The sequence below is a fragment of the Paraclostridium sp. genome (assembly GCF_051657365.1).
Lineage (GTDB): Bacteria > Bacillota > Clostridia > Peptostreptococcales > Peptostreptococcaceae > Paraclostridium.
On sequence record NZ_JBOFKN010000177.1, the window covers coordinates 1 to 26,202 of the forward strand.

General features: G+C 27.7%; 27 protein-coding genes and 1 riboswitch. All 27 genes read left to right on the forward strand.

Annotated elements, in window-relative coordinates:
- Positions 1-218 (forward strand): flagellin (locus ACRCYC_RS13890; protein WP_438619732.1); only part of this gene is annotated, 218 nt, incomplete at its 5' end.
- Between the two features lie 63 nt (positions 219-281).
- A complete protein-coding gene (locus ACRCYC_RS13895) occupies positions 282-2,537 on the forward strand; it encodes a glycosyltransferase (protein ID WP_438619733.1) in 2,256 nt (751 codons plus the stop codon).
- A 25-nt stretch (positions 2,538-2,562) separates the two neighbouring features.
- Positions 2,563-4,410: a CDP-glycerol glycerophosphotransferase family protein gene (locus tag ACRCYC_RS13900; protein WP_438619734.1), complete on the forward strand. Its 1,848-nt coding sequence runs from the start codon at positions 2,563-2,565 to the stop codon at positions 4,408-4,410.
- Complete coding sequence (locus ACRCYC_RS13905; protein WP_438619735.1) at positions 4,407-5,123, forward strand: IspD/TarI family cytidylyltransferase; 717 nt, start codon at positions 4,407-4,409, stop codon at positions 5,121-5,123. The genes ACRCYC_RS13900 and ACRCYC_RS13905 overlap by 4 nt, the downstream gene beginning before the upstream one ends.
- Positions 5,120-6,139: an alcohol dehydrogenase catalytic domain-containing protein gene (locus tag ACRCYC_RS13910; protein ID WP_438619736.1), complete on the forward strand. Its 1,020-nt coding sequence runs from the start codon at positions 5,120-5,122 to the stop codon at positions 6,137-6,139. Before ACRCYC_RS13905 ends, ACRCYC_RS13910 begins: the two co-directional genes overlap by 4 nt.
- Positions 6,140-6,158: 19 nt before the next feature.
- On the forward strand, positions 6,159-7,646 hold the full coding sequence (locus ACRCYC_RS13915) for a hypothetical protein (protein WP_438619737.1): 1,488 nt from the start codon (positions 6,159-6,161) through the stop codon (positions 7,644-7,646).
- 166 nt (positions 7,647-7,812) lie between these two features.
- A riboswitch (cyclic di-GMP riboswitch) is annotated at positions 7,813-7,904 on the forward strand.
- Between the two features lie 211 nt (positions 7,905-8,115).
- The gene (locus ACRCYC_RS13920) at positions 8,116-8,442 is read left to right on the forward strand and encodes a flagellar basal body protein (RefSeq protein ID WP_438619738.1); all 327 of its coding nucleotides are present in this window, start codon (positions 8,116-8,118) and stop codon (positions 8,440-8,442) included.
- Positions 8,443-8,446: 4 nt separating this feature from the next.
- Positions 8,447-8,851, forward strand: a complete 405-nt coding sequence (flgC, locus tag ACRCYC_RS13925; protein WP_438619739.1) for a flagellar basal body rod protein FlgC — start codon at positions 8,447-8,449, stop codon at positions 8,849-8,851.
- 11 nt (positions 8,852-8,862) lie between these two features.
- The gene (gene fliE, locus ACRCYC_RS13930) at positions 8,863-9,171 is read left to right on the forward strand and encodes a flagellar hook-basal body complex protein FliE (RefSeq protein ID WP_438619740.1); all 309 of its coding nucleotides are present in this window, start codon (positions 8,863-8,865) and stop codon (positions 9,169-9,171) included.
- A gap of 23 nt (positions 9,172-9,194) precedes the next feature.
- Positions 9,195-10,772: a flagellar basal-body MS-ring/collar protein FliF gene (gene fliF / locus ACRCYC_RS13935; protein ID WP_438619741.1), complete on the forward strand. Its 1,578-nt coding sequence runs from the start codon at positions 9,195-9,197 to the stop codon at positions 10,770-10,772.
- A 13-nt stretch (positions 10,773-10,785) separates the two neighbouring features.
- Entirely contained in the window at positions 10,786-11,838 is a 1,053-nt protein-coding gene (fliG, locus tag ACRCYC_RS13940) for a flagellar motor switch protein FliG (RefSeq protein ID WP_438619742.1), read from the forward strand.
- A complete protein-coding gene (locus tag ACRCYC_RS13945; protein WP_438619743.1) occupies positions 11,825-12,610 on the forward strand; it encodes a FliH/SctL family protein in 786 nt (261 codons plus the stop codon). The genes fliG and ACRCYC_RS13945 overlap by 14 nt, the downstream gene beginning before the upstream one ends.
- A complete protein-coding gene (gene fliI / locus ACRCYC_RS13950; protein ID WP_438619744.1) occupies positions 12,607-13,914 on the forward strand; it encodes a flagellar protein export ATPase FliI in 1,308 nt (435 codons plus the stop codon). The genes ACRCYC_RS13945 and fliI overlap by 4 nt, the downstream gene beginning before the upstream one ends.
- Positions 13,915-13,929: 15 nt before the next feature.
- On the forward strand, positions 13,930-14,370 hold the full coding sequence (gene fliJ / locus ACRCYC_RS13955; RefSeq protein ID WP_438619745.1) for a flagellar export protein FliJ: 441 nt from the start codon (positions 13,930-13,932) through the stop codon (positions 14,368-14,370).
- Positions 14,371-14,384: 14 nt separating this feature from the next.
- Entirely contained in the window at positions 14,385-15,635 is a 1,251-nt protein-coding gene (locus tag ACRCYC_RS13960) for a flagellar hook-length control protein FliK (RefSeq protein ID WP_438619746.1), read from the forward strand.
- A gap of 10 nt (positions 15,636-15,645) precedes the next feature.
- Positions 15,646-16,224: a flagellar hook assembly protein FlgD gene (locus tag ACRCYC_RS13965; RefSeq protein ID WP_438619747.1), complete on the forward strand. Its 579-nt coding sequence runs from the start codon at positions 15,646-15,648 to the stop codon at positions 16,222-16,224.
- 21 nt (positions 16,225-16,245) lie between these two features.
- Positions 16,246-17,079, forward strand: coding sequence for a flagellar hook-basal body protein (locus tag ACRCYC_RS13970; RefSeq protein WP_438619748.1), 834 nt, complete (start codon positions 16,246-16,248; stop codon positions 17,077-17,079).
- 14 nt (positions 17,080-17,093) lie between these two features.
- The gene (locus tag ACRCYC_RS13975) at positions 17,094-17,906 is read left to right on the forward strand and encodes a motility protein A (protein ID WP_438619749.1); all 813 of its coding nucleotides are present in this window, start codon (positions 17,094-17,096) and stop codon (positions 17,904-17,906) included.
- Positions 17,896-18,648, forward strand: coding sequence for an OmpA/MotB family protein (locus tag ACRCYC_RS13980; protein WP_438619750.1), 753 nt, complete (start codon positions 17,896-17,898; stop codon positions 18,646-18,648). Before ACRCYC_RS13975 ends, ACRCYC_RS13980 begins: the two co-directional genes overlap by 11 nt.
- Before the next feature lie 6 nt (positions 18,649-18,654).
- Entirely contained in the window at positions 18,655-19,080 is a 426-nt protein-coding gene (locus ACRCYC_RS13985; RefSeq protein ID WP_438619751.1) for a hypothetical protein, read from the forward strand.
- Complete coding sequence (gene fliP, locus ACRCYC_RS13990) at positions 19,064-19,729, forward strand: flagellar type III secretion system pore protein FliP (protein WP_438619752.1); 666 nt, start codon at positions 19,064-19,066, stop codon at positions 19,727-19,729. The genes ACRCYC_RS13985 and fliP overlap by 17 nt, the downstream gene beginning before the upstream one ends.
- 18 nt (positions 19,730-19,747) lie before the next feature.
- Positions 19,748-20,017 carry a flagellar biosynthesis protein FliQ gene (gene fliQ / locus ACRCYC_RS13995; RefSeq protein WP_438619753.1) on the forward strand — a complete coding sequence of 90 codons (270 nt, stop codon included), beginning with the start codon at positions 19,748-19,750 and terminating at the stop codon, positions 20,015-20,017.
- An 8-nt stretch (positions 20,018-20,025) separates the two neighbouring features.
- Complete coding sequence (locus ACRCYC_RS14000; RefSeq protein WP_438619754.1) at positions 20,026-21,852, forward strand: fused FliR family export protein/FlhB family type III secretion system protein; 1,827 nt, start codon at positions 20,026-20,028, stop codon at positions 21,850-21,852.
- Positions 21,853-21,866: 14 nt separating this feature from the next.
- Positions 21,867-23,924 (forward strand): flagellar biosynthesis protein FlhA, encoded by a 2,058-nt coding sequence (gene flhA, locus ACRCYC_RS14005; RefSeq protein WP_438619755.1) that lies wholly within the window; start codon positions 21,867-21,869, stop codon positions 23,922-23,924.
- 19 nt (positions 23,925-23,943) lie between these two features.
- Complete coding sequence (locus ACRCYC_RS14010) at positions 23,944-24,648, forward strand: sigma-70 family RNA polymerase sigma factor (protein ID WP_438619756.1); 705 nt, start codon at positions 23,944-23,946, stop codon at positions 24,646-24,648.
- 8 nt (positions 24,649-24,656) lie between these two features.
- Complete coding sequence (locus ACRCYC_RS14015; RefSeq protein ID WP_438619757.1) at positions 24,657-25,430, forward strand: flagellar hook-basal body complex protein; 774 nt, start codon at positions 24,657-24,659, stop codon at positions 25,428-25,430.
- An 8-nt stretch (positions 25,431-25,438) separates the two neighbouring features.
- The gene (locus ACRCYC_RS14020) at positions 25,439-26,194 is read left to right on the forward strand and encodes a flagellar hook-basal body complex protein (RefSeq protein WP_438619758.1); all 756 of its coding nucleotides are present in this window, start codon (positions 25,439-25,441) and stop codon (positions 26,192-26,194) included.
- The last annotated feature ends 8 nt before the right edge of the window (positions 26,195-26,202 follow it).

Below are 26,202 nucleotides of genomic sequence, written 5' to 3' on the forward strand. Positions count from 1 at the left end.
CTAATTTAGGAGCAACTCAAAATAGATTAGAGTATACTTCTTCTAACTTAACAACTTCAACTGAGAACTTATCAGCTGCAGAGTCAAGAATAAGAGACGTTGATGTTGCTAAAGAAATGGTTAAATTATCTAAGTTAAACATATTAAATCAAGCTTCTCAAGCTATGGTTTCACAAGCTAAGCAACAACCTGAGAGTGTAACTCAATTATTAAGATAATTATTAAACTTAAAACTAAGGGGTAAAGCATGTGCTTTACTCTTTATTTTTAAATTTAATGACTTGAAAGGAATAAAAAATATGTTGTTAAGTATTGTTATGATGATGAAAAATGAAGAAATATATTTAAATAAAACATTAAAAGCATTACAGCCCTTAATGGAAAATATTAATAGTGAGCTTGTAATACTAGATACAGGATCTACAGACTCTAGTGTTGAAATAGCTAAACAATATACTGATAAAGTATACTCTGCTAAATGGAATGATAATTTTGCAGATATGAGAAATATATCAATAGGGTATGCTAGTGGAGATTGGATACTTATATTAGATGCAGATGAAGAGTTAACAGATTATGATAAATTAAGGGTATTTTTCAATTCATCTTTATGTGAGAAATATAACAGTGCTAGTATAACATTGAAAAATATACTTTCTCAAGATGAAAAAGTATATAGTATCTCACCTCTTATAAGAGTATTTAAAAACTATGAAGGTTTTAGATATGAAGGTGCAATACATGAACAACCAATATTTAAAAATCCTATATACAATGATATAGCTAGATTTAATCATTATGGATATTTATTTGAAAATGAAGAAGTAAAACAATTAAAAGACAGTAGAAATAAAAAAATATTATTAGAAGAAATAAAAGATAAACCACTAGACCCATACACTAATTATCAGTTAGGTAAAAATTATATTATATCTAGTGATTATGAAGATGCAATATACTATATGGAAAAAAGCTATGATTTATATACTAAGGCTAGATATATACCTATATTTGTAACTTTAGATTTAGTTAGTGTTTATATTGATTTAAGTGAGTTTGAGAAGTGTGAAAAATTATGCATTAAATATATAAAACAAGATAATAAAAATATAGATATTTATTATTATCTTGCAACAAGTCAAAAGCAATTGGGTAAATACAAGCATAGTATAGAAAATTACAAAAAATATTTATATTTATTAGAAAACTATGATACATCTACCCAAGCAACTAATAGTGAATGCAACTTTGATACTTTTATTCATAAAGATAAATGTATGGTAAATATAATAGATAATTACTATAAATTAGAAATGTATGAAGATGTTATAAAAAATATTGATGAATTAAAAATAGAAGTATTGGAAGAAGCATATTTAGTTATATTTATGAGTTTATATAAGTTAAATAAACTTAATAAAATAATAGAATTATATGAGTTAACCTCAGGTTCTATAGTTCAACAACAAAAATTTAAGATAGCATTAGAATCTATTTTAAAACGAATGAAAGAAAAAGATAGATTAAAAATGTATGAATTACTTTGTAATATAGATGGAAGTTATTCTGTCCTTAATAAAATAAGACTTGGAAAAGAAATAGATATACAAAGATACAATGAGGTTTTAAACTGTGAAAAAGATATATATTATTCAGAAGTGCTATATTATGCAATAAAACAAAATATAGATATAGTTGAAATTTTAAAGGATACGAGTTATTTGAAAATTAAAATGTATATAGAGTATGTAATTAAAAGTAAACGAGATTGTATAATTGATTTTTATGATTATTTACTTAATGCACCAATTACATTGGATATAAAAAAAATACAAATATACAGCTGTTTATCTAAGTCATTATTAATACATGGGAATTTAGTGAATGAAAAATATGAAAATTTATTTTTGATGTATATGACTTATGCATATGAGTGTATAAAGCAAATTTACAATGAAAATTTAACTGATGAACAGCTGATTGAGGTTCTAAGAGATGAAGATGATGAGTTTGTAGTTAGGATGAATATAATTAATAAATTAAAAAACACTGATAAATTAGAATATATAAAAAAATTAAAAGATCTACTTATAAATCATCCTCAGTACAAAAAAGCTGTACAAGTATTAATATCTAAATTTGAATATGAATTAAATTTAACTTCGGAATTATTAGAGCTTAAGTCAAAATATAAATTAATAATTGAGAATAGTATAAATAGTGGAAATTTAAATGAAGCTACAATTATGATTACAGAATATGAAAATATGTTTAGTGAGGAATTTGACATATTTAATATGAAATCGATTATAGCTTTATTGAGTAGTAATTTAGAAGACGCGGAAATTACGTTGAAAAAAGCATGGATTTTAGAAAATAACAACTTCAATATTCTTTTTAATATTGGATATTTAAAAGAAATTTCAGGCGACAAATATGAAGCTATAAATTTTTATAATAAGATTATTAAATATTGTAAAGATCAAACTATAGTAGGTGAAGCTAGAGAAAAAATCAATTTAATTATGCAAAATTAATATAATGAATGAGGAGATTGGATTTATGGACACTATCAATAAAATAAAAAATATGATATTAAATAATGATATAGAAAATGCATATAAATTGATAATAGAAAATGAAAAAGAATACATAAATAACTCTGAGTATTGGAACTTAAGGGGTATGTTATGTTTTAAAATACAAGAGTACGATATCGCTATTAGTTGTTATGAAACTTCAATTAATATAGCTAACAACTATTTAGATGGGTACTTTAATTTGATTTATATGTACAAGATAACTGGAGAAAAACTTAAATCGGCCTTATATGCAGGTATTGCATTAAGATACACTGATGATATTGAATTTATAAATGATATAAATGATTTATATAAAGATGAAGTCTTATATGAAAATTATAAAGCTATAATAAATGAAGTTAAAAACAACTTAGATATAAGATTAGATAATATGGGATTTATTAGATATATATATGCTGATTTTAATGGCGTAGATGAAGAATACATAAGGGTACTAGCTAAAAATAATATATGTCAAAATTGGGCTTATGTAAAAGCAAACCATATAATTACAAGTAAAGAAATATTAACTATTGATAGTTTTATAGTGAATAAAGAACATTTTGAGCTTGAGGTTGTAGTTCCATATGACATAAATTACATAAGCGTAGTTAGAGAACTTGCATTAAAAGGATTAGAAAAATGTTTTATAATGCTTTCTATAGAAAATAAATTTAAACGAATAGAAATTGATTATAAAACTATGCAAGATTTAAAAAATAAAGATTTTGATAGAACAATAACTTTTAACAAGTTTAATGCAGCTGACTCTAATGTTAATGCTCTTATCAAATATATGCCTGAAAAATATAAAGGATTATATAAAATTAACTTAATAAATGGCAGAGATGTATTTGATATAGAAAATATGATTAAAGTACCTTTAGTATCTTCAGTAACCGTTTCTGGATTTAATACTTTTGTTAGCTATCCCAAGTTCACATACAATATTGATGTAGGACATGGTGCAGTATCGTTTAAAGCTGCTGGATTAATGGATAAAAAAAATAAAAACTTTGCATTTACACCTGAGGAATATAAAAATATAGATAAAGTATGTATTACATCTAATATGAATATGCTGACACTTAGTTCTATGGCAGCTATTCCTGAGGATAAATATGAGATTACAGGTAATCCAAGAACGGATACTCTTTTATTAACTGATGGAAAGAAAAATTTAGAAAAACTTTTAGGTAAAAGTATAGGGGATAAAAAAGTTGTATTTAATATGCCAACCTTCCATGTTCATGAAAACACAGGCCTAGCAAGTGGGTCAAAAGAACTTAATGATGTTATAAAAATAAAAGACTTTGATTATCAAAAGTTTGATGAGTTTTTAGAAGAAAATAACATGGTATGTATAGCTAAAGTTCATCATGCAGAAGAGAGAACTGTTACGAATAAAAATGAAGAAAGAAAATTAAATAATTTAATATTCATATCAAATAAAAATCTAGATGAAAATGACTTGGATTTATATGAAATTTTAAATTGTGCAGATCTTTTAATCACAGATTATTCTAGCATATATGGTGATTTTTTATTTATGAATAAGCCAACTATATTTATTCCTACAGATATTGAACAATATAGAAAAGAAAAGGGTATACTTTTAGAGCCTTATGATTTTTGGACGGCAGGACCTAAAGTATTAAATCAAGGAGATTTACAATATGAAATAATGAAAAGTTTAAATGAACCTGATTATTTTAAACAAAAAAGAGAAGATTTAAGAGATACATTTTATAAATATAAGGATAGCGATGCTTCATTAAGAGTTTGGGATCATATAAATGAACAACTTTCTAGGGAGAATAGACAATGATTTATGCAGAAATTTTAGCTGGTGGAAAAGGAACAAGAATGGGTAAAACGGAAATGCCTAAACAATTTTTAAATATAGGAAAAAAACCTATTATAATTCACACAATAGATAGGTTTTTACTAAATAATAAAATAGATAAAATAATAGTTATAACACCTAAAGAGTGGATTGCTCACACTAAAGATATAGTGAATAAATATATATTAAAATCAAATAGACATAAAATACTTATCTGTGAAGGCGGAAAAGACAGAAATGAATCTATAATGAATGGGATTGAATATATAGCAAGTGAATTTGGATTAAATAGTGATGATATAGTTATAACTCATGATGCAGTAAGACCTTTTTTAACACATAGGATAATAGAAGAAAATATTGAAATGGCTATTAAATATGGAGCTACTGACACAGTTATACCGGCTACTGATACAATAGTTGAGTCAGTAGATGGGCAAAATATTAGTAACATACCTGTAAGAAGTGAGATGTATCAAGGACAGACTCCTCAAAGTTTTAATATACAAAAACTACAACAACTTTATAAAGGGCTCAGTAAAGATGAAAAAAATATTTTAACAGATGCATCTAAAATATTTGTCGTAAAAAATCAAACGGTGAAATTAGTTATGGGAGATGTATCTAATATAAAGATAACGACTCAATACGATTTAAAGGTAGCGAATGCAATGTTAAGTGGAGAAATTATATGATAAACAGAGTATACAAACTTATTTCTCCTGGTCAGATTGTAGTTGATTTTGAAGAAAAGGAACTTGATGGAAAAGATTTGGTAATTAGACCAGAAAAGTTGTCAATATGTGCAGCAGATCAAAGATATTATACAGGTAGTAGAGGAAGAGATGTGATAAAAAATAAATTACCTATGGCACTTATTCACGAAGCTGTAGGGAGGGTTGTATATGATAAAAATAACGAATTTAAACCTGGTGATAAAGTTATTATGATTCCTAATACTCCAGTTGAGAAGGATGAGGTAATTAGTGAAAATTATTTAACGTCTAGTAAGTTTAGATCTAGTGGATATGATGGATTTACTCAAGACTATGTATTTATGGATAGGGATAGAGTTGTAAGGTATGAAAATATAGATGCTGATATTGCATCATTTATAGAACTTATTAGTGTAGCTATGCATGCTATAGGTCGATTTGAAAAAAAATCTAATATCAAAAAAGACATTCTTGGAGTATGGGGAGATGGTAATTTAGGATTTATTATATCTTTAATATTAAAAACTAAGTATCCTGATTCAAAAATATTAGTTTTTGGCAAAAATGATGAAAAATTAAGTTTTTTTTCATTTGTGGATGAAGTATATCAAATAGATGAAATTCCAAGTGATTTATCAATAGATCATGGATTTGAAGCTGTTGGAGGTATAGGAAGTAATTTTGCCATAAATCAGATAATAGATTATATAAATCCGGAAGGCAGCATAATTTTACTAGGTGTATCAGAAAAGTTAATTGAAATGAATACAAGGATGGTTTTAGAAAAAGGTTTGACACTTATTGGAAACAGTAGGAGTGGGAAAAATGATTTTATAGAAACTGTAAAGTTCCTAGAACAAAATTTAGAATGTCAAAATCAACTTCAAAAACTAATTTCAAAGGTTATTGATATTAAGTGTATAGATGATTTAAATAAATCTTTTGAACAGGATTTAACAGTAACATTTAAAACTATTTTGAACTGGAATTTATAAATTAAGAAGGAATAAAACAATGGGAAACTATAGAGAAACTAATAATAAATATAATTTAAATGAGCATTTAAAAAATAAAGAAATAATAGAAGCTATAAGCAATTTACTATCAAAAAAAAATATTAGTGAATCAGAATTGATAGACATAATAAATATATTAGCTGATTTTATGCAATATAATAATGAATATTATTCAAATATTAAACCATTTATTGACTTAGCCGATAAGTTAGTAAATATAATTGAAAATTTTGGAGACGAAGATTGTTGTCAAGCAATAATAAAAGATGAACTTAATATATACTTAAATAAATTTGATACTTACATGCAAAAATATGACAATATTAATTTGTTTTTTTATGGAGTAGATAAATATAACATATTAAAAACATCAATTAATCATAAAATTGTATATATAGAAAATATAGATGAATATAAAAACCTATATAAACAACATGATAACTCACAAATAAATATACTTATTTATAGTGAAGAAAGCCAAGTATGTGATTTAGACTTAGACTTTAAATTGTACTTTAATGATGTTGTATACTATGATAAAACAATGAACTATATGTTTGATATTAGTAATAAAATATATTATAGCAATTATGATTATAATTATTTATTGAAGTCTTTAGAAAAATCTAAAGATAAAGATATAGAAACTATAGTAGTAGGGAATTCATATCCACTAACGGGAATTAATACAAACTTATTAGTATCAAAGAGTATAAGTTTAGCTTTATCTAGCCAAGATTTATACTATTCATATAAATTAGCAAAATTAGCTATAGATAATAATAAATCTATAAAGAGATGTATTATAGGTGGAGGGTACTATTTAGTGAATCATGATTTGTCAAAGTCAAAGAGTGATTATTCTGTAAATTTAATTAAAAATACATACTATCCAATATTAAAAGATAAACATAACTTAGAAGTTGTAGATTGTATAGAGTTATTAAATATTGAAAAGGTATTAAATGATAAAGTTCTAGAATATACATTTAACTTAGAAAATCTAGATTATTACTTTAAAGATTTAATATACAGAGATAACAATGGATATTTTAACATTAATTTTAAAAGAGAAATGAATAGTATACTCAGAGGTACAAAATTAAGTGATATTAGCGAATTAGAAAAATATAGGCTAGGTAAAGAGCGAGCTAATCAACATAATAAATTATCTAGTTACTCACAGACAAAAGAAGAATATAAATGTATATTTAATCAATTTATAAATTTTTTAAAAGAAAAGAATATAGAACCAATTATAGTTGTATTTCCAAATACTAAATACTATAGCGAGTTTTTAAATAAAGAATATGAATGTGAATTTTACAAGATATTAAATGAGATTGAAGAAAAATTTAAAATAAAATTAATCGATTTTACAAAAGAAGGCATATTTGAAGAATGTGATTTTATTGATTTAGATCATATTGGTGAAATTGGATCTGTTAAAATAACTAATTTAATAAATCAATATTTAAGTGTATAATTTGATAGTATGTATATATTTGGCTAAAAAATACATATAAAACGACAAATTATAAGTTTTTTTATATAAATGAGAATATTTCCATTTGTTGAAAAAATTAGAATTTAAAGTGAATGCTTGAATAAAAACGAATAATGTTATATTATAAATATATAAGTCGAAAAACAATACTTAAGGGCAAAACTAGGGAAACTTAGTGACGCAAAACTATAGGGGTTAAGGTTTATGTTACATAAACTATGCCAGCCAGCTGCCGAAGAGTTAATAAACTTTTTGTTATCATTGCTAATATGTGTATTATAATTTAGGATGAAAAACATATAATATAAACCAAGGAATAAGTGGGTATATTTATATAATTTTATTTTGATTTTGTAACATAATAGTAAGTATTGATATATTATAAAAGTGATTGAACTACTCTTTAAGAGTAGTTTTTTTTGTTTTAATAAAAAAATTGGAGGTAATAATGGAAATTTATGGTTTAATCAAGGCGGGATTAGATGCAACAGAGCTTAGAGGCAGAGTTATTGCTAACAATATTGCAAATATTAATACCCCTAATTACAAAAGAAAGTATGTAACGTTTGAAGAAACATTAGATGATTCTATAAATAAAAAACCAAAAATAGAAGTTAAAACAGATGAAGTGAGTTCTATGAGAGAAGATGGAAACAATATTGATTTAGAAAATGAAAAGGTCAATCAAGCTGCTACTACTCTTGAATATAACGCACTTATAACTTTAACTAATATAAAATTGGGCATGACCAGAAATGTTATAACGGGGAGGTAAGTAGATGAGTGTTTTTGGAGGAATGAGAATCAGTGCAAGTGCTTTATCTGCAGAGAGGTTAAGAATGGATGTAGTATCATCTAACGTAGCCAATATGAAAACAACAAGAACTAAAGATGGTGGAGCATATAGACGTAAAGTTGCTGTATTTGAAGAAAATTACGATGAAAAATTAGGCATGTTAGGTGTAAAAACTAAATCTATAGAAGAAGATAAATCACCTCTTAGAAAATTATATGAGCCTAATCATCCAGATGCGGATAAAGAAGGATACGTAGAATATCCAAACGTAGATATATTAGTAGAAATGACTGATTTAATGACAGCATCTAGATCATATGAATCTAATGTAGATACATTAAATGCACAAAAAAATATGATTTCTAAGGCTTTAGAAATAGGTAGATAAAGGAGTATATTATGAGTGGAGTAGGCGCTATAAATGCAGTAAACAATATATCAACAACTAATAATGCACTTATGAAAACTACTAAAAGTAGCGAAAGTGAAAGTAGTTTTTCAAATATAATAGAAAATGCATTACATAAAGTTAATGATAAGCAAGTGGATGCAAATAACAAAATTGAAGGCCTTATAAAAGGAGATAATGTTGCCATGCATGATGTTATGATGGCAGCACAAGAATCTCAATTATCGATGCAGTTAATGGTTGAGGTTAGAAATAAGGTGTATGAAGCTTATCAAGAGCTAAATAGAGTTCAATTATAACTTCATAGCAAGGAGAATTTTAGATGAATATAAAGGAATTGCCACAAAAAACGAAAGATTTTGTGATAGTTAAAAAAGAACAATTTGAGGCCTTATCTAAAAAGAAAAAAATAGCAGTGATAGTTGCAGTTATATCTTTAGTGCTGGCAATAATATTTGGGATAAATTATGCAAAACAAAATAAATATGGTGTGCTTTTTTCAGGGTTAGATCCTAGTGATGCTACTGCAGTAACTAAAGAATTAGAATCTAAAAAAATTGAAACAAAAATAGAAGGAAATTCTATATTAGTTCCTAAAGAAGATGTAGATAAATTAAGAATGGAATTATCAAATAGTGTATCTAATGGATCTAAGGGATTTGAAATAATGGATGAAGGTTCATCATTTGGTATGACAGATGAAGAATTTCAAATAAAAAAACAAAGAATGCTTCAAGGCGAAATTGAAAAAACAATTAAAGTTTTTCCGCAAGTGGAGAGTGCCAGAGTTCATATAACTGAAGGTGAAGAATCAGTTTTTGCAAATGAAAGTGTACCAGGTAAAGCGGCAGTTTATTTGAGTTTAAAACCAGGAGAAAATCTACAACCATCTCAAGTAAGATCTATAATGTCTTTAGTTTGTGCGAGTACAGATAATGTACCAAAACAAAATGTAGAAGTAATAGATCAAAATATGAAATTATTATCAGAAGGACTAATAGATGAAGATGGAAATATAAATACGTCTAACTTAAATGATGTAGATGAAGCTATGAAAGCAGAGAAAGATTTAAGTAGACAACTTGAACAATCAATAACAGGACTTTTAGAACCTATATTTGGACCAGGAAATGTTAGGGCAACTGTAAATACAGATTTAAACTTTGATACAAGTGAAAAAACTGAGATTGTAATTGATCCAAACAAAGTAATAACTAAAGAATCAAAATCAAACAGTAAGTCTACTGAAAAGCAAAATACAGGTGGAGCAGTAGATAACAACATGAGTAACGTTAACGAAAGTGGAGCGGGACAAAATGAAAATACTGAAGAAAATATCGAGTATCAAACAGGAAAGACAGAAACAAAGACTATAAAGTCAAAAGGTGAAATAAATAAATTAACAGCATCTGTAGCTATAAATGGACAATTAACTGATGATGTTATAAGAAATGTACAAGCTATGGTAGGAAATGCTATAGGAATAGATGATAAAAGAGGCGACAATGTAAAAGTAGTTGCTATGGGATTTGACTCAGAGAAAAAAGATACTTCTACATTTGGCGTTATAAAAGATGCTATAAGTAAGGATAAATCAATGTCGACTATATTAATAGTTGTTGCAGTAATATTTGTGTTAGCAGTGATTTTATTAATAGCTGCACTAATACATATGCTTCTTAAAAAGAAGAAAGATAAATCTGTAGATTTAGATTATGTTGGAGAAGAAGACGAAGTAGAATTAATCAACAAAAGACTAGAAGAAATAGAACAAAATAGATTAAACAGTGACGAAGAAGAGGATGAAGAAAGCATAAGCTTAGAAGATGAAGTTAAGAAATTCGCAGCTGATAATCCAGATCAAGTTACAGACCTAGTTAATAGTTGGTTAAATGAGTAAAGGGTGATGTTATTTGCAAAATGAAGGTGTTAAAGGTAATGCGTTTGACTTAGGTGATATACCTAAGTTTAGAAGAGTTACAGGTGCAAGAAAAGCAGCTATTTTATTAATGACTTTAGGGCCAGATGTTGCTTCTAGTGTGATAAAAAATTTATCTGATAGAAAAATACAAAAAATAGGTGTTGAGATAGCTAATACAAATATGGTTAGACCTAGAGAAAGAAGAGAAGTTTTACAAGAATTTATAGAATTGAATAAAGGTAAAGAGTTTGTTATAGAAGGTGGTATAGATTGTGCTAAGTCTCTACTTAATGGAGCTTTAGGAAGTCAAAGAGCCAATAAGCTTTTAGAAGGTATAAAATATGATGCTTATACGAAATTATTTATATCAGCTAGAAAAGCAGAGCCAGAACAAATACTATCTTGTATTCAAGGAGAAAGTCCTCAAGCTATAGCGATACTTTTATCTCATATTCAGCCTGATAAAGCTGCAGTTGTTTTATCTGAGTTATCAGATGAGTTAAAACTTGAAATTTCTCTAAAGATAGGGTTGACATCTAATGTACCTCCAGCTGTTATAAAAGCTATAGATAAAGCTATAGAACAAAAATTAAATAGCTTAGGTAAATTAGATATGGAAAGCTATGGTGGTGTTAATAACTTAGTTGAGATATTAAGTAATGTTGATAGAAAAACAGAAAAAAGCATCATAAAATTCATTGAAGAGAAGAATGAAGAATTAGCTGAAGAAATAAAATCTAATATGTTCATATTTGACGACATTATTAGACTTGATAATATGGCGATACAAAGAATTCTTAAAGAAGTTAATGTTAAAGACCTTGCATTTGCTCTTAAAGGTGCATCAGGAGAGGTTTCAAACTCTATATTTAGAAACCAATCTCAAAGAGCATCACAAGCTTTAAGAGAAGAAATCGAATTATTAGGAAAGGTAAAAATATCTCAAGTGGAAGAAGCTCAACAATCTGTTGTAAATGTTGTTAGAAGACTTGAAGACGCTGGAGAAATAACATTATCTAGAGGTTCAGAAGATGAATTCATTTAAACATAATAATATTTTGAAATCTGAAGGAGTAGTTTTTAAAGGTGTAAAGCCTTTAAAAACTATCGCTACAGATAAATTAAACATAGCACATAATAATAAAATAGATGAATCAATAAAAATAGAGCTAGAAAATACAAGAGAAGAATTAGAATTACAAATAGAACAAGCTAAAAAAGAGTATGAAGAAATTGTAAAAGAAGCAGAGTTAAAAAGTGAAAGTATTATACAACAAGCTTCAGAAAGTGCAAAAGACATAAAAAAAGAAGCTTATGAAGAGGGCCATACACAAGGTCTTAAAAATGGATATGAAGATGGTTACAAAGAAGCTTATGAAGAAAATATTGAAAAAGCTAAATTAGAATCAGAAGAAATAACAAATCAAGCTAATCATATTTTGATAGATGCCAAAAATAAAGTAGCTAATTATTTAAAAGATAATAAAAAACAGATAATAGATTTAAGCATAACAATAGCTGAGAAAGTGCTTAAAGAAAAATTTAATGAAATAGATTCGATGAACAAAATAATAGAATCTGCAATTAGTGAATATGAAATAAAAGAAAATTTTGTTATTAGAACAAACTCAATATATATAGAAAGTTTAAATGAAGAAGTTACTTCTTTAAAAGAAGAACAATCTATAAAAGGTGAAGTATTTATATTACCAGATGATTCTATAGATCAAGGCAATGCAATAATTGAAACTAATAAAGGTAGATTAATTATAGGTATTGATTGTGTCTTAGAAAAAGTAAAAGAGGAGCTATTATGATAGATTTAGATTTTGAAAGATTAAAACACAAGGTTTTAGATATAAAAGGTGTAATAGCTGAAGGAAAAGTTACTAAGATAATTGGATTGACAGTAGAAGTTGAAGGTATAAAAGCTTTTGTTGGAGAGTTATGTATTGTATACAACTATGCAGATGAAGCTATAAATTGTGAGGTTGTAGGTTTTAAAGATAAGAATGTAATACTTATGCCATTAGGTGAACTTGCAGGTGTAGCACCTGGATGTAGAGTTGTGGCTAGAGGAATTCCACTGAGTGTTAAATGTAGTGATGATCTTTTAGGCAAGGTATTAGATGGTATAGGAAATCCAATCGATGATATGGAAGTTATAGGTGGGGAAAGATATAGTCTTTCAAACGAACCGCCAGATCCTATGAAAAGACCAAGAATAAAAAATATTATGCCAACGGGAATAAGAGCTATTGATGGATTTTTAACTTGTGGAGAAGGACAAAGGATAGGTATATTTGCAGGAAGTGGAGTAGGAAAAAGTACTACTTTAGGTATGATAGCAAGAACAGCTAAAGCAGATGTGAATGTTATTGCACTTATAGGGGAAAGAGGAAGAGAAGTCCTAGATTTTATTGAAAGAGATTTAGGTGAAGAGGGTATGAAAAAGTCTGTAGTAGTTTGTGCAACATCAGATAAATCACCACTACTTAGATTAAAAGGAGCATTAACTGCTACTGCTATTGCCGAGTACTTCAGAGATCAAGGTAAAAAAGTAATACTTATGATGGACTCAGTGACCAGATTTGCAATGGCTCAAAGAGAAGTTGGGCTTGCCATAGGTGAACCACCAGCACAAAAAGGATATACTCCATCTGTGTTTGCAATACTTCCTAAACTTATGGAAAGAAGTGGGATGTCAGAAAAAGGATCAATAACAGCATTTTACACAGTATTGGTAGATGGAGATGATTTTAATGAACCTATAGCTGATACGGTAAGAGGTATATTAGATGGACATATAGTTTTATCAAGAGATCTTGCACATAAAAATCATTACCCAGCTATAGATATATTAAATAGCGTAAGTAGATTGATGAAAGAAATATGTGAAGATGAACACCAAGATTGTGCATCTTTAGCTAGAGATATATTAGCTACTTATAAAGAGGCTGAAGATTTAATCAACATAGGAGCTTATGAAAAAGGATCAAATAAAAAAATAGACATGTCTATTGAATATATAGATAAAGTAAATTCCTTTTTAAAACAAGGTGTAAATGAAAATACAAAGTTTGATGAAAGTGTAGTTGAATTGAAGCACATATTCAAATAACAAGGAGCATTTTAATTGACAACATATAAATTTAAGCTACAAAAGCTGTTAGATATAAGATTAAAAGAAGAAGAAGAAAGCAAAGTAGAATATACAAAAGCTCAAAATGATAAGAGAGAAGTAGAAAAAAATATAGAAGAACTAGATTCTAATTATAAAAAATATTCGCAATTTAATTCATTTGAAGATATTGTTAGTCAAAAAATTAGATTAAACTACTTACATTCTATTACTCATACTATTGAGCAGTGCAACATAATATTAGAAGAAAAAGAGCAAAAGGTAATTGAAGCTAAAGATAATTTTATTGAAAAACAAATAGATAGAAAATCTTTAGAAACCTTAAAAGAAAACAAATTTAATAAGTTAAAAAAAGAAGAAGAAAGAAAAGAGCAAATAGAAAATGATGAGTTTGCTTTATATGCATACATGAGAAACAAAATGAATATATCGTAAAAGGATGATTATATATGAACTTTAATTTAAATGTTTCTAAGGATTTTTTAAAGACTATATCTGATAAGGCTAGTTTAAGTAAGACTTCTTCAAAGAGTGTTGAATTTGATGATTTACTTAAAGCATTAGATGAACAAAATACAAATTCTAAAGATTCAATGGGGATTATGGAATTAATACAAAATCTTCTTGCTAATATAGAATCATTTAAAGCTATTAACAATAATGATACAAATGATAATCCTCAAAAAGGTGAATTGTTAAAAGAAATAGATTCTATAATTGATAAAATTAATAAGCAAGAAAATGGATTGAAAATAAATGAAAAATTAAACTTAAGAGAAATTCTAGTAAATTTTAAAAATGAAAATAATGATGATAACAAAGATTTGAATTTTAACATAGATTTTGATATACAAGATATTGAAAATAAGATTAAAACAAATTTATCACAAGGAGTTAATGATGATAAAGATGGAGTTAATTTATTACAAAAAATATCTGAAACATTGAATATAGACAAGGAAGTTAACATAAAAGAAGTGTCGAAAAATACTGATGAAAAAACATCTAAAATAATTAAATTAGATGATAAAGCTCATATTAACAATGTTGAAAAATTAGATACTGAGATAAAAACTTTAAAATCATATGAGGAGCTAAATGTATCTACCAATTTAAATAAAAATAATATTGTCGATGTTAAGGCAAAAGAAGATGATAAAGATTTAAATGTTTTAGAAAATATAATAGACAAAAATACTAATTTACTTTCGGCATCAAATAATAAAATATTTACACAAACCCCAGCTGAACATAATAGCTTGCCAGTTGTAACTATTAGGGCAGATCACATGGGTGATGATTTTATAAAAATGGTTAAATATTTAAAAAACAATAACATAGAAGAAATAAAAGTAAACATAAATCCTAGAGAGTTAGGCGATATGACGATAAAACTTGTAAAAGACAGTGAAGCTACCAAGGTATTTATAAATGTAGCTAAAGAAGATACTTTTAATATGTTAAATAAAAATATAGGTGATATAAATAAACACTTATTTGACTTAGGAATAAAAGCTAAAGATGTAATTGTAACAATGAAATCAAATAATGAAAATTTCTTTTCAGACAATTTAAATCAACAATTTAATAAAAGAGAAGAGTCTAGAAAACAAAGAAAAAATAACCAAAATCAATCAAGTTCTATAGACGATATAGAAGAAATTGATATTTCACAAGAGAATTTTAATATATTAGCATAGAAGGTGAATTATGAATAATTTTATGAAAGTAACTCAAAAGAGTTCAACTCAAAGTAATGCAAAATCAAGTAACGTTAAATCTGCAGGTAAAACTGAAAATGGAACAGATATAATAATGCCTGGTGAAGAAACTGACAAAGATATGTTTTTAAAGTTACTAGTAGCACAAATGGGTAATCAAGATCCAATGAATCCCCAAGATCCTACTCAATATGTAACCCAATTAGCTCAATTTAGTACACTTGAACAAATGCAAAGTATGAATGATGGGATGCAATACCTGGTAGGATTAACAAATGGAGTACTTGTAAACTCAGCTATGGCTACAGCTTCAGGATTAATAGGAAAGCAAGTTGAAGTTTATGCACCTAAAGAAGATGAAGATATAGATGGAATTGATGATACAGACACAGATACAGATACAGATGAACCTAAAACTTTAACTGGTGTTGTTGAAGGTATAAAAATAGAAAATGGAATTGTATATATGGAAGTTAGAGTGGATGAAACAGGAGAATTAAAATCTGTAGAATATGGATCACTGATAAAAGCAAGTGAGAAAAAACTAGATACAGATGAAAATTTATAAAATAAAAGGGAGATTAAACTTATGTTAAAGTCAATGTATTCAGGAATAAGTGGAATGAAAGCAAATCAAACTAAAATGGATGTTGTAGGTAATAATATTGCAAATGTAGGAACAACTGCATTTAAAAAATCAACTACAAGATTTTCAGATGCACTAAATCAAACTATAATATATTCAAGTGTTCCAGGTGGTAATGCTAATGACCCTAATGTTATAGGAGGGGTAAATCCAGGACAAGTTGGAATAGGTACAAAGGTAAGTGGAATTTTTAGAAATATGGCTCAAGGAGCTATACAACCAACTGGAAGACCAACAGACTTAGCAATAGATGGAGATGGCTTCTTTACTGTTAGTGTAGGACCAAATCAAGAAGCATTTACAAGAGATGGTTCATTTACATTAGATGCAAATGGTAACTTAGTAACATCTGATGGATATAAAGTTTTAAATGACAAAAATGAGCCTATATTAATTCCTAAAGAGGAAAAAAATCCAGATGGAGAAACTCAAAAAGTTTTATCATTTAATATATCAAAAGAAGGTAGTGTTTCATATTTATTAGCAGATGGAACTAAAGTTGAAAATGCACAAACTTTAAAAGTTGCAGTATTTCAAAATCCAGAAGGTTTAGAATCTCTAAGTGGAAACTTATATAGAGAAAGTGCAAACTCTGGAAAGCCTATGTTTGAGGCTAAACATGGACTTATAAATCAAGGAGCAATAGAAATGTCAAATGTTGACCTTTCAGAAGAATTCACAGAAATGATAGTAACAACAAGAGCTTTCCAAGCAGCAGGTAAAGTTATAACAACAAGTGATGAGTTGTTACAAGAAATAATAAATTTAAAAAGATAATATAGGAGGGTAATATGAAAAAAATAGATATATTAACTCCCATAGGATTGATATTTGTTATAGGATCTATATTATTCGGTATAGCACAAGGAAAAACAGGGATCGGCGCATTTATAGATGTGCCATCCATTGCTATAACAGTTGGGGGATCAATTGCAGCAGTATTTGTAACATTTCCTATGGATGATATAAAGGTAGGGTTAAAAACAACAAAAGAATTATTTAGAACTACAAATGTCAATAAAGTTGACTTAGTAGATCAATTTAAAGAGTTAGCAAGAAAAGTGAGAAAAGATGGACCACTTTCAGTTGAACAAGAAGTATCAGAGATAGAAGATAGCTTTTTAAAAAAAGGTCTAGAATTAGCAATAGATGGGATAGAATCAGAGGCTATACAAGAAATATTAGAAATAGAAATTATGGAAGTAGAAAGTAATTATAGCAAAGGATCTAAAGTTTATAAAGTATGGTCATCATATTCACCAGCATTTGGTATGGTAGGTACTTTAATCGGGCTTATCCAAATGCTATCAGATATGGGATCTCCAGATACTATAGCAGCAGGTATGGCAGCAGCCCTTATAACTACTTTTTACGGAGCTATAATGGCCAATGGTTTTTTAACACCTATGGGAATTAACATACAAACAAAGGGTGAAAAAGATTGTGAACGTATGGATATGATGCTATGCGGAATTATGAGTATGCAAAATGGAGATAGCACTAGGGTTATAGAGGAAAAATTAGTTAACTTTTTAAGTGCAAAAGAAAAGAAAAATTATTATAGCAGAGAATCAATAGAAGGTGAGGCAGCACATGTCGCGTAGAGATAGAAGAAGAAAGAAAGATGATGACGTAGATACAGGCTCTTGGCTAGATACTTATGCTGATACTATAACATTACTTCTTACTTTCTTTATATTACTATATTCAATATCGGCAGTAGATAGCCAGAAATTAAAGCAACTATCAAAAGCTCTTCAAGGATCTTTAGGAGGTAGTACAGCAGTAACAGAGCTTGAAAATATAGATGATTTAAAAGTAGATGTAAAAGATGCAGCTAAAGATGCAGCCAAAGATGCTAAGGATACTAAAGAAGATTTAACAAAAAAAGTAAATGAGGCAATAAATAAAAATAGTCTTAATAATGTTATAAAAGTAAGAGAAGAAGAGAGAGGGATAGTATTACAATTAGATGAAACTATATTGTTTGATTCAGGTAGAGATGAGTTAAAGCAAACCAGTATAGCTGCACTAGATACTATAACTAAGTTAGTAAATGATGTTGATAATGATATTTTAGTAGAAGGTCATACAGATAATGTTCCTATACATAATTCAAGGTTTGCTTCAAACTGGGATTTATCAACATCAAGAGCTGTGAGTGTTGTAAGTTACTTTGTTGAAAATAAAGGTATAAAGCCAACTAGATTTTCAGTGAAAGGATATGGAGAATTTAAGCCATTAGTACCTAATGATACAGCAGAAAATAGATCGATAAATAGAAGAGTAGACATTTTAATAGTAGATCAAAAGGATGAGGTACAACCTCAAACGAAAAAGGAGTAAAAAATTATGGTGGATGAGACATTAAAGTATTTAGTAAATTTAAGTGCCTTTATTATTTTGATGTTTGGTGTGATTTTAGTAGCTCATAAGATGAATGGACTTAATCTACAAAATATGGGCATGTATAGATATGCAAAAGTAATTGAAAAATTGCATATAAGTAAAGACATTCATTTGATAGTTTTAAAAACTGGAGAAGAAGGATGTGTTTTATTAATTTCACCTAACAATTTACAAAAAATAAAAGATTTAAGCAAAGAGGATATAGAAGTTATAGAGAATAATAAAAAAAATAATAGTAATAAATTAAAATTTGACAAGTCAAAATTTATCTTTGTTAAATTTAATAAAATTAAGTTTAACAAAGATAAATATAACACTATGGAATTAATACAAAAGCTAAAGGAGAATAAAGATGCAAACATTAAGTGATATAACACCATATTTAAATGACTACACTCCTTTAATGAAAGTATTTTTAATTTTAACAGTACTTATGTTTTTAAGTACTATAGTATTTATGACTACAAGTTTTGTAAGAATTATAATTACATTTTCTTTTATAAAATCAGCGCTAGGAGCTCAACAGTCAATACCAAATCAAGTATTGGTAGGGCTTGCAATGTGTTTGACTATGTTTATTATGGCGCCTACTGTAAAAGAAATAAATGAACAGGCTTTAAAACCATATATAGATCATGATATTAAATTTGAACAAGCAGTAGAGAAAGCTGAAGAACCTGTGAGAAAATTTCTTTTAAAGCAAACTAGACAAGAAGATATAAAATTATTTGTTGAAAACTCAGATATAAAACAAAAAAATTTAACAAGAGACAATATACCTTTATATATATTGGTGCCAGCTTTTGCTATTAGTGAATTAAAAACAGCTTTCCAAATCGGATTTTTAATATATTTACCATTTTTATTAATAGACTTAGTAGTATCAAGTGTACTTATGTCTATGGGAATGTTTATGCTTCCACCTGTTATGATTTCACTACCATTTAAACTACTATTATTTATTATGGTAGATGGATGGAATTTATTAATTAAATCTTTATTGTTAAGTTTTCAATAATTAAGGAGCGTATTCATTATGAATGAAAGTATAGTAGTCAGCATAGTAAAAGAAACTTTATATACAGGAATGTTAGTAGGGGGACCCGTATTAATATTATCTTTAATTGTAGGATTATTAGTAAGTATATTTCAAGCAACCACTCAAATTCAGGAGCAAACATTAACTTTTATACCGAAGTTAATAGTTGTAGCGCTAACTTTAGTAGTAGGCGGCTCTTGGATGTTACATGAGCTTATGCAGTTTACTAATAAGATTATGAATATGATAGCAACAATAAAAGGATAATTTGGAAATTGATATTCGTATTTATTAGATTAATCGCATTTTTTTCTTGTATAAATATAATATTTCCAAGTGGAACACCGAAAGTATTTAAAATTACCTTCTCTTTATTTATGTCGGTAATAATATCTTTTACTATAGATGTAAACGTAGAAATAAATAATTTTTATAATTTAATTTATATAACAATAATGGAAACTATAACAGGATTGGTTTTAGGATACATAACAAGCATATGTATAAGCAGTTTGAAAATAGCAGGTAGTTTAATAGATCAACAGTTAGGATTATCAATGATAAGCATATATGACCCTAATAGTCATGATAATACTACATTAATTGAAAATATAATGTACTGGGTTGGAATAATGGTATTTTTTAGTATAAATGGACACCACAGACTAATAATTGGCATAAGTCAAAGCTTTAAACTTATAAAAGTTGGAAGTTATATACTAGAAAGTAATTATAGTTACATAGTAAATGTATTTATACAATGCTTTGTAATAGGATTTAAAATAGCAGTACCAATAATACTCGCTCTTATAATAACAGATTTTATAATGGGCTTAATATCAAGAAGTGTTCCGCAATTAAATGTAATGATTATAGGAATGCCTTTAAAAGTAATTGTTGGAATAATGTTCTTTGTAATATCATTGCCATTTATATTAAATGAAATGCATAATTTATTGCTCAATATGACTGATATATTAAATGGAACCTTTATGAGTCATAATTCTTATTTTACAGCAATGGCTCCACTAGGAGCAATGTTGTCAACTGACAAGACTGAAGATCCATCATCTAAAAAAATAAAGGATGCTAGAAAAAGTGGAAATGTAGCAAAGAGTAAAGAGGTTATAACTACAGTAACACTATTAGGTGTACTTATGATAATTTATGCTATGTCAGATTTTATAATAGGAGAACTTCAAAATTCTATAGTCAAATATCTAAGTATTGGATTCTCAAGTGAGTTTTCAATGAATACAGTTGGAAATTTACTTATGATGGCACTTTTAGGATTTATGAAAATAATAATACCTATTGGGATGTGTATAATTGTATTTTCAGCAATTGGAAATCTAATACAAAGTGGATTTATGATGACTACAGATCCTTTAAAGCCTAAGTTATCAAAATTGAATCCTATAACTGGATTTAAAAATATGTTTTCAAAAAAGGCATTAGGAACACTAATAAAAAGTATACTTATCGTAGTTATATTATTTAAAATAGGATATTCCTTTATGGAGAAAAACTTCATGGGAATTTTAAAAACAGGAGATGTATACCTTCCATATTTAATGAGTACAATTGTTGAACTTATTAAAGATTTGATACAAAGTATATTACTAGCTTTAGTGGTAATTGCAGTACTTGATTTTGCTTATCAAAAATATGTTTACAAAAAAGATTTGAAAATGACAAAACAAGAAGTTAAAGAAGAGCACAAGCAAATGGAAGGTAATCCAGAAATAAAAGGAAAGATAAAACAAAAACAAAGAGAAATGGCTTCAAGAAGAATGATGGAAGCAGTACCATCGGCTACTGTAATTGTAACAAATCCTACTCATATATCTATAGCTATAAAATATGAAAAAGGTAAAGATCAAGCGCCGACAGTAGTTGCTAAAGGTGCCGACTTAATAGCCTTTAAGATAAGAGAAATAGCAAAAGAACATGAAATACCTATTATAGAAAACAAGCCTTTAGCAAGACTTATGTATAAAGAGGTAGAAATTGAACAAGAGGTACCTGAAAAAATGTATCAAGAAGTAGCAGAGGTATTAGTTGCAGTTTATAAAATAAGAAATAGATATAAAAAAATATAAAAAAGAGGTTTTAAATGAAAAAGTTAAAGCTTAAAGAAAGAGCTGATATAGTAGTTGGATTTGGGATAATTGGAATAATTCTTATGATAATAATTCCACTACCACCTTTTTTACTAGATATAATGTTAGCTATAAATATAGCATTTTCAGTGTTAATACTACTTATGACTATTTTTTCAACTAGTATATTAGAATTATCAATATTCCCTACAATACTTTTGGTAACGACCTTATTTAGACTAGGACTTAATATATCTTCAACTAGACTTATATTAGGAGAAGGATATGCAGGTAATGTAATTGAGTCATTTGGTAGTTTCGTTGTCGGAGGAAATTACATAGTAGGTATAATCATATTTTTAATTATTATAATAATACAATTTGTTGTTATAACAAGTGGTTCAAGTAGAGTATCTGAAGTATCTGCAAGATTTACACTAGATGCTATGCCAGGAAAACAAATGAGTGTAGATGCAGATTTGAATGCAGGTATGATAGATGAAAAAACTGCAAGAAAAAGAAGGACAGAGCTTCAACAAGAAGCTGAATTTTATGGAGCAATGGATGGGGCATCTAAATTCGTAAAAGGAGATGCAATTGCAGGAATAATAATAACTACAATAAATATACTTGCGGGGATAGTAATAGGAGTTGTAATGCTTGATATGGATTTTATGGAATCTATACAAACATATACAAGACTTACTATAGGAGATGGATTAGTAAGTCAGATTCCAGCATTAATCATATCAACATCAGCAGGTATATTAGTAACTAAAGTTAGTGGTGATGAAAACTTTAGTAATCAGTTAGGTAAGCAATTAATATCTATTCCAAAAGCAATACTTATGACAGGAATAGTACTATGTTTATTAGGTCTTTTACCAGGACTACCTAAATTATCGTTTTTCGCTTTAGGAGGAGGAGCTATATTTATAGGATATACTCTTGGAAAAGAAGAAAAAGTTGATGAAAGTGAAGCTTTATTTGAAGCAGAAGAAGCACAAACGGCAGAAGAAAGTTTAGAAAATGCAGAAGATGTATCAACACTTATAAATGTAGAACCTATAGAAGTTGAAATAGGTTATGGAATAATACCACTAGCTGATGAAAGTAGTGGAGGCGATTTGCTACAAAGAATAGTATCAGTCAGAAGACAATGTGCAATAGATATGGGAATAATTGTACATCCAATAAGGATAAGGGACAATCTACAATTAGAACCAAATCAATACACAATAAAAATAAAAGGAATACCAGTTACAACATATGAACTTATGCCAAATATGTTGTTGTGTATGAACCCAATGGGAATGGATGTAGATATGGAAGGTATATCTACAAAAGAACCTACCTTTGGATTAGATGCCTTATGGATAGAAAAAGATAAGGCAGAGGAAGCAGAATTATATGGATTTACAGTTGTAGACCCTACAACGATATTAGTAACGCACTTACTGGAGACTATAAAGGCAAGATCTCATGAGCTTATGGGAAGACAAGAGGTTAAAGCTGTAATAGATGCTACAAGAGAGAGATATAGTGCGGTTGTAGATGAATTAATACCAGATTTAATGACATTAGGAGAAGTCCAAAAAATATTCCAAAATTTATTAAAAGAAAAAGTATCTATAAAAGATAGAGTTACCATATTAGAAACTTTAGCAGATAATGTAAGAAACACTAAAGATTTAGAACTACTTACCGAATATGTAAGAATGGCTATGAGTAGAAGCATATGTTTTGAATTGATAGATGAGAATAACTCAATTACAGTAACTACATTATCTATGGAGCTTGAAAACTTAGTTGCTAATAGTTTACAAAGGTCTGTAAATGGAACATATCCAGCTATAGATCCAGATACTACTAATAAAATTTTCAAAGGAATACAAAGTACTATAGAGTCTGTAAACTTTAATAATAATAGACCTATATTATTGGTTTCACCAAAAATAAGGGCACCGTTTAGAAGACTAGTAGATATGGTCTTTCCTAACTTAACTATATTGTCATTAAATGAAATACCTAGTGATGTTCAAATAAAATCCCAAGGTGTAGTTAATATATAGTGATTGGAGAGTTATAGTTATGATTAGTAAAGAAGAACTTATAAATCAAAATATGCCTATCGTAAAAAGTATTGCATACAAGTATTATACAAATAAGATAGGTATGGAGTTTGAAGATTTAGTAAGCTATGGTGTTATGGGATTGTTAGATGCAAGTGATAAATTTGATGAAGAAAAAGGTGTCAAATTTTCAACTTATGCATCTATAAGAATAACATCTTATATAATAGATGAAATAAGAAAGCAATCACCTGTGTCTAGGGGGTGCTTAAGTAAAGTAAAGTCATATAAAAATTGTATAGAAGATTTACAACATAAATACCTTAGACAACCTACAGTAGATGAAATATCAAACTATATGGATATATCAAAAGATGAAGTTCATAAGATAAAAAGAAGTACTTTAAATCTAAACACAAGCTCTCTTGATAATATAGTTTTAGATAGTGAAAATGATTTAAAACTTATTGATATACTAAAAGATGATTCTGTAAATATAGAAGATGATATAGAAAAAGAAGAGCTAATAAAAACTGTAACTAAAGCATTAGATATGCTAAAAGAAAGAGATAAATTAGTACTATCACTATACTATTATGAAGAATTAACACTAAAGGAAATTGGTGCAGTATTAGGAGTTTCTGAATCTAGGGTATCACAATTAAATAAAAAGGCTATTTTAAATTTAAGAAATATGATGAAAAAATTAAATTACCTAGATTAGGAGGAAATATGCTAAGAGGAATATATACATCAGTGTCATCGATGCTTAATTTACAAGAAAGACAAAGTGTTTTAACTAATAACATGGCTAACTTAAAAACTAATGGATATAAAGAGGATAAGTTGATATCTAAGAGTTTTGATGAAATGACCTTATCAAATAATGATAACTATAAAAATGGAGTTCCAACTAACCAAGTTTTAGGTGGGTTAAGTTTTGGAACTAAAATAGATGAAATTAATACAAATTTTAAGCAAGGAACTTTTTCACAAACTGAAAATAATTCTGATTTTGCTTTGAATGGTAGTGGTTTTTTTCAAGTTAGAGACTATGAAGGAAACATATTTTACTCTAGAGATGGTTCTTTTAAAGTTAACTCGCAAGGATATTTAGTAACTAATGGTGGACACCAAGTTATGGGTATAAATCAATCGACTGGAAGTACTGAACCTATAAATGTAGGTAATGGAAAGATGACAATGACACCATCAAATGAATTAGTTATAGAAGGTGGAAATAGTTATAAATTTAGTATTGTGGATTTTAATGATTATAAAAAACTTAAAAAAGTTGGAGATAATCTATATTCAGGAAATAACCCTATAAACACTAATAACTACTCAATTAAACAGGGTTATGTAGAAGGATCAAATGTAGATTATATATCTGCTATGGCTGAAGGAATGGAAACTATTAAAGAGTTTGAAGCTAATCAAAAGGTTATACAAACTATAGACTCTACACTAAAACAAATTGCTAATGAAATAGGAAGCGTAAGGTAGGTAAAAATATGTATAATATAATGCATAATAGCAAGTCTGGCATGCTAGCAAGTCAATCAAATATAGATACAATATCTAACAATATGACAAATATGCAAACTGTGGGATATAAAAAAGTAGACATAAGTTTTTTAGATTTAATGGAAGAATCGCTAAATAAAACTTCTCTTCCGATAAATTCTAAGGAGTATGTAAAAGGGACTGGGTCTAAAGTTTCTCAAATAACGAGAGATTTTTCGCAAGGAGCAATAAAAGAAACAAAAATAAATACTAACCTTGCTATAGATGGAGAAGGATTTTTTAGAGTGATAAGATCAGATGGAAGTTATGCATATACTAGAAATGGAGAATTTAATCTAGATGCTAATGGGAATTTGGTAGATGACAAAGGAAATATATTAGATATAACTCCAGTTAATGGAGCTTTGAAAAATATAAATTTGAAAAATGGCGAGCTGGGTATAAATAAAAATGGAGAAGTTTACTTAGATGATCAAAAAGTAGGAGATATAAATTTATACACATCTTCTGGAGATGCAGACTTTACATCTATAGGTGATAATTTATTTACAACAAAGGCAAACAACATTGAAATCGTTAAAAACAAAACTATTTTACAAGGTCATGTAGAAATGTCAAATGTAAATATGCAAACTGAAATGGTAGATTTAATAATGGCTCAAAGAGTATTTCAATCTAACAGTAGGGGAATGAAAACAGTTGATGAAATGTGGTCAATAGCAAATAATCTCCAAAGTAGATAACATATAAA

Bases quoted from the DNA above. Each gene is read 5' to 3' on its own strand.
- ACRCYC_RS13900 (WP_438619734.1), top strand. From the start codon at position 2,563: ATGGACACTATCAATAAAATAAAAAATATGATATTAAATAATGATATA.
- ACRCYC_RS13905 (WP_438619735.1), top strand. From the start codon at position 4,407: ATGATTTATGCAGAAATTTTAGCTGGTGGAAAAGGAACAAGAATGGGT.
- ACRCYC_RS13910 (WP_438619736.1), top strand. From the start codon at position 5,120: ATGATAAACAGAGTATACAAACTTATTTCTCCTGGTCAGATTGTAGTT.
- ACRCYC_RS13915 (WP_438619737.1), top strand. From the start codon at position 6,159: ATGGGAAACTATAGAGAAACTAATAATAAATATAATTTAAATGAGCAT.
- ACRCYC_RS13920 (WP_438619738.1), top strand. From the start codon at position 8,116: ATGGAAATTTATGGTTTAATCAAGGCGGGATTAGATGCAACAGAGCTT.
- flgC (WP_438619739.1), top strand. From the start codon at position 8,447: ATGAGTGTTTTTGGAGGAATGAGAATCAGTGCAAGTGCTTTATCTGCA.
- fliE (WP_438619740.1), top strand. From the start codon at position 8,863: ATGAGTGGAGTAGGCGCTATAAATGCAGTAAACAATATATCAACAACT.
- fliF (WP_438619741.1), top strand. From the start codon at position 9,195: ATGAATATAAAGGAATTGCCACAAAAAACGAAAGATTTTGTGATAGTT.
- ACRCYC_RS13945 (WP_438619743.1), top strand. From the start codon at position 11,825: ATGAATTCATTTAAACATAATAATATTTTGAAATCTGAAGGAGTAGTT.
- fliI (WP_438619744.1), top strand. From the start codon at position 12,607: ATGATAGATTTAGATTTTGAAAGATTAAAACACAAGGTTTTAGATATA.
- ACRCYC_RS13960 (WP_438619746.1), top strand. From the start codon at position 14,385: ATGAACTTTAATTTAAATGTTTCTAAGGATTTTTTAAAGACTATATCT.
- ACRCYC_RS13965 (WP_438619747.1), top strand. From the start codon at position 15,646: ATGAATAATTTTATGAAAGTAACTCAAAAGAGTTCAACTCAAAGTAAT.
- ACRCYC_RS13970 (WP_438619748.1), top strand. From the start codon at position 16,246: ATGTTAAAGTCAATGTATTCAGGAATAAGTGGAATGAAAGCAAATCAA.
- ACRCYC_RS13975 (WP_438619749.1), top strand. From the start codon at position 17,094: ATGAAAAAAATAGATATATTAACTCCCATAGGATTGATATTTGTTATA.
- ACRCYC_RS13980 (WP_438619750.1), top strand. From the start codon at position 17,896: ATGTCGCGTAGAGATAGAAGAAGAAAGAAAGATGATGACGTAGATACA.
- ACRCYC_RS13985 (WP_438619751.1), top strand. From the start codon at position 18,655: ATGGTGGATGAGACATTAAAGTATTTAGTAAATTTAAGTGCCTTTATT.
- fliP (WP_438619752.1), top strand. From the start codon at position 19,064: ATGCAAACATTAAGTGATATAACACCATATTTAAATGACTACACTCCT.
- fliQ (WP_438619753.1), top strand. From the start codon at position 19,748: ATGAATGAAAGTATAGTAGTCAGCATAGTAAAAGAAACTTTATATACA.
- flhA (WP_438619755.1), top strand. From the start codon at position 21,867: ATGAAAAAGTTAAAGCTTAAAGAAAGAGCTGATATAGTAGTTGGATTT.
- ACRCYC_RS14010 (WP_438619756.1), top strand. From the start codon at position 23,944: ATGATTAGTAAAGAAGAACTTATAAATCAAAATATGCCTATCGTAAAA.
- ACRCYC_RS14015 (WP_438619757.1), top strand. From the start codon at position 24,657: ATGCTAAGAGGAATATATACATCAGTGTCATCGATGCTTAATTTACAA.
- ACRCYC_RS14020 (WP_438619758.1), top strand. From the start codon at position 25,439: ATGTATAATATAATGCATAATAGCAAGTCTGGCATGCTAGCAAGTCAA.